This is a genomic window from Streptomyces niveus (assembly GCF_001723055.1).
Classification (GTDB): Bacteria; Actinomycetota; Actinomycetes; order Streptomycetales; family Streptomycetaceae; genus Streptomyces; species Streptomyces niveus.
This window is the reverse complement of sequence record NZ_MDCR01000123.1, coordinates 42,896-49,578: the sequence shown is the minus strand read 5'-3', so window position 1 is coordinate 49,578 and position 6,683 is coordinate 42,896. Positions and strand designations below refer to the sequence as shown.

Annotated in this window: 6 protein-coding genes; 3 read left to right on the top strand and 3 right to left on the bottom strand. The window is 69.6% G+C overall.

Translation table 11 applies throughout. From position 1 onward, the window contains the following. Positions 1 to 115: 115 nt before the first annotated feature. On the bottom strand, positions 116 to 1,636 hold the full coding sequence (miaB, locus tag BHU15_RS16120; RefSeq protein WP_069627822.1) for a tRNA (N6-isopentenyl adenosine(37)-C2)-methylthiotransferase MiaB: 1,521 nt from the start codon (positions 1,634 to 1,636) through the stop codon (positions 116 to 118). Positions 1,637 to 1,789: 153 nt separating this feature from the next. Between miaB and BHU15_RS16115 the strand changes: the two genes are divergently transcribed. Continuing rightward, positions 1,790 to 2,320 (top strand): cupin domain-containing protein, encoded by a 531-nt coding sequence (locus tag BHU15_RS16115; protein WP_079128171.1) that lies wholly within the window; start codon positions 1,790 to 1,792, stop codon positions 2,318 to 2,320. A 93-nt stretch (positions 2,321 to 2,413) separates the two neighbouring features. Next, positions 2,414 to 3,415, top strand: a complete 1,002-nt coding sequence (locus BHU15_RS16110; protein ID WP_069627821.1) for a TAXI family TRAP transporter solute-binding subunit — start codon at positions 2,414 to 2,416, stop codon at positions 3,413 to 3,415. A gap of 53 nt (positions 3,416 to 3,468) precedes the next feature. Here the strand turns inward: BHU15_RS16110 and BHU15_RS16105 are convergent, their stop codons facing one another. Next, positions 3,469 to 4,896, bottom strand: a complete 1,428-nt coding sequence (locus tag BHU15_RS16105) for a sensor histidine kinase (protein ID WP_069627820.1) — start codon at positions 4,894 to 4,896, stop codon at positions 3,469 to 3,471. Between the two features lie 6 nt (positions 4,897 to 4,902). Then, entirely contained in the window at positions 4,903 to 5,616 is a 714-nt protein-coding gene (locus BHU15_RS16100) for a response regulator transcription factor (protein WP_069627819.1), read from the bottom strand. Between the two features lie 253 nt (positions 5,617 to 5,869). On the opposite strand from BHU15_RS16100, the gene BHU15_RS16095 reads away from it, so the two are divergent. After that, positions 5,870 to 6,655: an amino acid ABC transporter ATP-binding protein gene (locus BHU15_RS16095; RefSeq protein WP_031229326.1), complete on the top strand. Its 786-nt coding sequence runs from the start codon at positions 5,870 to 5,872 to the stop codon at positions 6,653 to 6,655. The last annotated feature ends 28 nt before the right edge of the window (positions 6,656 to 6,683 follow it).

Sequence of the window (6,683 nt, the reverse complement as noted above, 5' to 3'; positions counted from 1 at the left end):
CGTCGAGTTCCGGAGCGGCGCCGGCGGCCAGGGCGGGGACGAGCAGGGGCGGGCAGGGGCACACGGCCGCGGATACGAGCATGCTGCGCAGACTAGGTCACGGCCGCGCGCCGCCTCACACCACCGAGCAGCCGCCCGTCGCGGCGGGCAGCGGCGGCGGGACGCCGATCGACGGCAGGCCGAGCAGCACCCCGGCGGGCGCGGGCGGGGCCGCGTTGCGCCGCTCCCACGCGTCGCCGGCGCGGGTGCGCCGTATCCGCGTCGTCGGTCCCTCGGCGAGCAGATGGTGCGGAGCCGCGTACGTGATGTCGACGGTGACGACGTCGCCGGGCCGCACCTCCTGGTCGGGCGCGGTGAAGTGCACCAGCCGGTTGTCGGGCGCGCGGCCGGAGAGCCGCCGGGTGGCACCGTCCTTGCGGCCCTCGCCTTCGGCGACCATGACGTCGAGGGTGCGGCCGACCTGTGTCTTGTTCTCGTCCCAGGAGATCTCCTCCTGAAGAGCGACGAGGCGCAGATAGCGCTCCTGCACGACCTCCTTGGGGATCTGCCCGTCCATGTCGGCGGCGGGCGTTCCGGGGCGCTTGGAGTACTGGAAGGTGAAGGCGTTCGCGAAGCGCGCCTCGCGCACCGTGTGCAGCGTCTGCTGGAAGTCCTCCTCGGTCTCGCCGGGGAAGCCCACGATGATGTCGGTGGAGATGGCGGCGTGCGGGATGGCGGCGCGCACCTTGTCGATGATCCCGAGGAAGCGCTCCTGCCGGTACGAGCGGCGCATGGCCTTCAGGACGGTGTCCGAGCCGGACTGGAGCGGCATGTGCAGCTGCGGCATGACGTTGGGTGTCTCGGCCATCGCGGCGATGACGTCGTCCGTGAAGTCGCGGGGGTGCGGTGAGGTGAAGCGGACGCGCTCCAGGCCCTCGATCTTCCCGCAGGCCCGCAGGAGCTTGGAGAATGCCTCGCGGTCGCCGATGTCGGAGCCGTACGCGTTGACGTTCTGGCCGAGCAGCGTGATCTCCGAGACGCCTTCGGCGACGAGTGCCTCGATCTCGGCGAGGATGTCGCCGGGGCGGCGGTCCTTCTCCTTGCCGCGCAGGGCCGGGACGATGCAGAAGGTGCAGGTGTTGTTGCACCCGACGGAGATGGACACCCAGGCGGCATAGGCGGACTCGCGGCGCGTCGGCAGCGTGGAGGGGAATGCCTCCAGCGACTCGGCGATCTCGATCTGCGCCTCTTCCTGTACGCGGGCACGCTCCAGCAGTACGGGGAGCTTGCCGATGTTGTGCGTACCGAAGACGACGTCGACCCACGGCGCCCTCTTGACGATGGTGTCGCGGTCCTTCTGGGCCAGGCAGCCGCCGACGGCGATCTGCATGCCGGGGCGCCGGGTCTTCATCGGGGCGAGTCGGCCGAGGTTGCCGTACAGCTTGTTGTCGGCGTTCTCGCGTACGGCGCAGGTGTTGAAGACGACGACGTCGGCGTCGCCGTCGGCGTCCTCGGGGGCCCGGACATAGCCCGCGTCCTCCAGCAGACCGGACAATCGCTCGGAATCGTGGACGTTCATCTGGCACCCGTAGGTGCGCACCTCGTAGGTCCGGTCAACGCCCACTTCGTCCACTGCTCCGGCCCGGTCACTGCTCATGGTCACCCGTCAAGGGTAAGGGCGCGCCCGAGGGGGTCTGCCGACGGAGTGTCGAGGCGGGGGTGGGGCCGGCCGGTCGGCTGCGATTGCCCCATCGATTCGGCCGCCGAATGCACCCTTCACGCGGTCACTCGTGACCGTAGATTCGTCGTCATGAACACCGAGGACATCCAGAACACCCAGAACACGACGACCGACCCGGCGATCCGCACCCACCAGCCGCTCGTCACCCGTGGCGCCACCGCCGAGGCTCTGACCGACGCTCCCGGCAGCCTGATCACTCTGTTCGCCGACTCGGACACGACGGGGGGCGCGCTGACCGTGAACACGGCGCGCTTCGAGAAGGGCGCGGCCGGGGCGCCGGTGCACTTCCACACCCGCGCGACCGAGTTCTTCTTCGTCGTGGACGGCACGCTCCAGGTACTGGTCGGCGAGGAGGTGCTGACGCTGGAGAAGGGCGACTTCGTCGCCGTACCGCCGCACACGCCGCACGCTTTCGCGCCCGCACCGGACGCGACGGCCGAGGTCCTGGTCGGTTTCACGCCGGGCATGGACCGGTTCGACTACTACCGGCTGCTCGGCCGGGTGCATGACGGCGGGGCGACGGTGCAGGACATCAAGGATTCCTCGGCGACGTACGACAACCACTACGCGCGCAGCAGGGCCTGGGAGGAGCGCGCCTGACACCGGCGCCGGTCACCGGGAATCCGGGCCGTCGGTCCGGGCCCCGAAGGCAAGGCCTGGCCATTACGCCGAGTGAGCTGGCAGGATCACCGCATGTTCCCCCTTCCGCCCCGTATGAGCCGTCGCACCGCCTTCGTAGGAGGCGTGGCCGCCCTGGTGGTGGCCGGGCTGCTCTCGTGGTGGCTGGTGCCGTGGGGGGAGAAGACACCGAGCGGGTCCGTCAAGTTCAGTACGGGTGTGACGAGCGGCGTCTACCAGCGCTACGGGGACCTCCTTAAAGAGGATCTCGCCAAGGATCTGCCCGATGTGTCCATAGAGCTGCTGACCAGCGAGGGCTCGCAGGAGAACATCTCGCGCGTGGCCACCGGGAAGGCGGACTTCACCATCGCCACGGCGGACGCGGTCGCGAAGTACCAGCGCGACAACGGGCCCGGCGCCGACCGGCTGCGCGGCTGCGCGCGCCTCTACGACGACTACGTCCAGCTGATCGCGGCGAAGGACTCGGACATCACGTCCGTGCAGGACCTGCGGGACAAGCGGGTGGGCGTGGGGCAGGAGGGCTCGGGGGTGCGGCTGATCGCGGACCAGGTGCTGGCCGCCGCCGGGCTGCATCCTCAGAAGGACGTCACGGCGGTGTCGGCGGGCATCGACACCATGCCCAGCCGTCTGGAGTCGGCCGACCTCGACGCGTTCTTCTGGTCCGGCGGGCTGCCCACCGCCTCCATACAGGAGTTGTCGAAGCGCTTCGACATACGGCTGGTGCCCCTCGACGACGCCCTCGTCGACACGCTGCACCACACGGCCAAGGTCGCGACCCGCTACTACCGCTCCGCGGTGATGCCCGCGGACGCGTACAAGAAGGCGCAGGACGGTACGGCGGTGCCGACCGTGGCCGTGGCGAATCTGCTGGTCACCACGGACCGGATGGACGCCGAGCTGACCGAGGGCTTCACCCGCACCGTGATCAGGAGCCGCGACCGGATCGGCAAGAAGGTCCACCCGGCCCAGCTCGTGGATCTGCGGACGGCGATCTACACCGATCCGTTGCGCCTGCACGAGGGCGCGCTGCGCTACTACCGCTCGGTCAAGCCGTAGCGGGACGTCTCTTCAGGAGCGGGCCCCCTTCGCTTCGGGAGCGGGCCGCCTCTTCAGGAGGAGGCCGGTGAGGACCTCGGGACGGTGAGCGTCACGCGCAGCCCGCGCGGTTCCGCGTGTTCGTACGCGATCGTCCCGCCACCCGCCGCGAGCAGTGCCCGCGAGATGGACAGACCCAGCCCCGACCCCTTGACGTTCTGGTGGCGGTTGCTGCGCCAGAAGCGGTCGCCGATGCGCTCCATCTCGTCGTCGGAGAGTCCGGGCCCGCCGTCGGTGACCGTGATGGTGGTGCGGTCGCTGGCGCCGCGCGCCACCCGTACGTCCACCTCGCCGCCCTCCGGCGTGAACTTCAGGGCGTTGTCCACGACCGCGTCGAGCGCGCTGGAGAGTGCGACCGGGTCGGCCCAGCCGGTGACGGCGCCGGTGCTTCCGGTCAGCCGTACGCCCTTCTCCTCCGCGTACGCCCGCCAGGCCGCGACCCGCTCGGAGGCCAGCGCCCCGACGTCCGTGAGCCGGAGATCGGCGGGGGCGTGTTCGGCCAGCGCCAGGTCCAGGAGGTCGTCGAGCACCTGCCCGAGCCGCTTGCCCTCCGTACGTACGCTGGCGATCTCCTCGTTCCCGGCGGGCAGTTCGAGGGCGAGGAGTTCGATCCGCAGCAGCAGGGCGGCCAGCGGATTGCGCAGTTGGTGGGAGGCGTCGGCGACGAAGGCACGCTGCTGTTCGAGGACGTCCTCGACGTTGTCGGCCATCTCGTTGAAGGAGTGGGCGAGCCTTCTGAGTTCCGGCGGACCCCCGGCGGCGGCCACGCGGGATTTCATCCGGCCGGTGGCGATGTCGTGCGTGGCCGCGTCCAGTACGCGTACCGGACGCAGCACCCAGCCCGTCAGCCGGACCGCGGCCCCCACGGCGAGGAGCATGGCGGCGGCCTCGCCCGCGGCGATGTACAGCCAGCCTTCGAGGATCCGCGAGCGCATCTGCCCGGTGGGTGAGTCGGTCACGACGACGGCGACGACGTCGCCGTCCCGTACGACGGGGGACGCGACGATCAGCCGGCCGTGCGCCTGCCAGGGCCACACCTGCTGGGGGTCGTCGCTCCGGCGCCCCAGGAGGGCCTCCTGGAAGGCCTGGCGCCCCTCCCCCGTCCGGGGCACCTTCCAACCCTTCGGGGCCCGTGCCATGGCCTCTCCGTCGCGGTAGAAGACACCCGCCCGGATGCCGTAGACCTCGAAGTAGCGGGCGAGCTCCTCCTCCAGCATGGATCCGCGTTCGTCGGACCCGTTGCCCGCGCCGGAGCCCGCGGCCCCCGCCTCGCCCTCGCTGACGAACTGCGCGAGCGCGGCGACGCGTGCCGTGTCGTCGATCCGGTCGACGACGACGTCCTGCTGCTGGGCGGAGGCGAGACTCACGGCGAGCGGGAAGCCGAGCGCGAGGAGCACACCCGCCATGAGGACGATGAGCAGGGGGAGAAGTCGGGTACTCACCGGGTACTACGGTCCTTGGTGTGCGGCGGGGGCGACGAGGCGGTAGCCGACGCCGCGCACGGTCTCGATCAGCGCCGGCATGCGGAGTTTGGAGCGCAGGGACGCCACATGCACTTCGAGTGTGCGGCCGGTCCCCTCCCAACTGGTGCGCCATACCTCGCTGATGATCTGCTCCCGCCGGAAGACGACGCCCGGACGCTGCGCGAGGAGGGCGAGCAGGTCGAACTCCTTGCGGGTCAGCTGGACGGGGGCGTCGTCCACGGTGACGCGGCGCGTGGAGAGTTCGATGGTGACCGGTCCCAGGCGCAGCGAGTCGCCGCCGACCGTGCCGGCCTCCTCGCCGCCGACGCTGCGCCGGCTGACCGCGTGGATCCGGGCGAGCAACTCCCCGGTGTCGTACGGCTTGGTGACGTAGTCGTCGGCGCCGAGGTTCAGCCCGTGGATCCGGGAACGGACATCGGCGCGCGCCGTCACCATGATCACCGGGGTCGAGCAGAGTTTCCGGATCTTGCCGCAGACCGCGTAGCCGTCCTGGTCGGGCAGTCCGAGGTCGAGGAGTACGACTCCGTAAGGAGACTTCGTCCCGTCGGTCACCGGGAGCAGCGCCTGGAGTGCCTCTTCGCCGCTGCGCGCGTGTGTGACATCGAACCCGTGCCTCTTCAGAACCGCGGCGAGGGCGGCTGCGACGTGGTCGTCGTCCTCGACGAGCAGCAGCCTCATGGCCCTCCTCCGTGGTGTGGCGGTCACAGTACGTACCAGGGCATCCACGCCCATGGCTGCCGCACCAGTCAAGTCACTTCCCGTTAAGCGGGGGTTTCCGTTACCCACCCGGTACGCCGAACCGGGCCCTCTTCACACGGTGTGTCCGGTTGCGGCCGGATCGTTATGCTCAATTTCCCCTCAGATGTAATGACGCTGGTCGCAGTGCGTGACTAGGGTCCTCCCCAACCGAGGAGGACGGAGCAAGAAGCCGATGAGCGGAGTTTCAGTGACCAAGGAAACCGACGACGCCAGGCCGGCGTCGGGCGACCTGGTCGTGCTGAGCAACGTCAACAAGCACTTCGGCGCGCTGCATGTGCTCCAGGACATCGACCTGACCATCGCCCGTGGCGAGGTCGTCGTCGTGATCGGGCCCTCCGGGTCCGGCAAGTCCACACTGTGCCGCGCCATCAACCGTCTGGAGCCGATCGACTCCGGCAGTATTTCGCTCGACGGGAAGCCGCTGCCCGCCGAAGGCAAGGAACTGGCCCGGCTGCGCGCCGATGTCGGGATGGTCTTCCAGTCCTTCAACCTCTTCGCGCACAAGACGGTCCTGGAGAACGTCACTCTGGGGCAGATCAAGGTCCGCAAGAAGGACAAGGCTCTCGCCGACGAGTTCGCGCGGACCCTGCTCGACCGCGTCGGTGTGGCCAACCAGGCGGACAAGTACCCCGCACAGCTCTCCGGTGGCCAGCAGCAGCGCGTCGCGATCGCCCGCGCGCTGGCGATGGAGCCGAAGGTCATGCTCTTCGACGAGCCGACCTCCGCGCTCGACCCGGAGATGATCAACGAGGTGCTCGAAGTCATGCAGCAGCTCGCACGTGACGGTATGACCATGGTCGTCGTGACCCACGAGATGGGCTTCGCACGGTCCGCCGCGAATCGGGTCGTCTTCATGGCGGACGGCCAGATCGTCGAAGAGGCGACGCCGGAGCAGTTCTTCACCAACCCTCGCAGCGACCGGGCCAAGGACTTCCTGTCCAAGATCCTGCACCACTGAGCTGCCCGTAACTTTCGAGACACAGAAG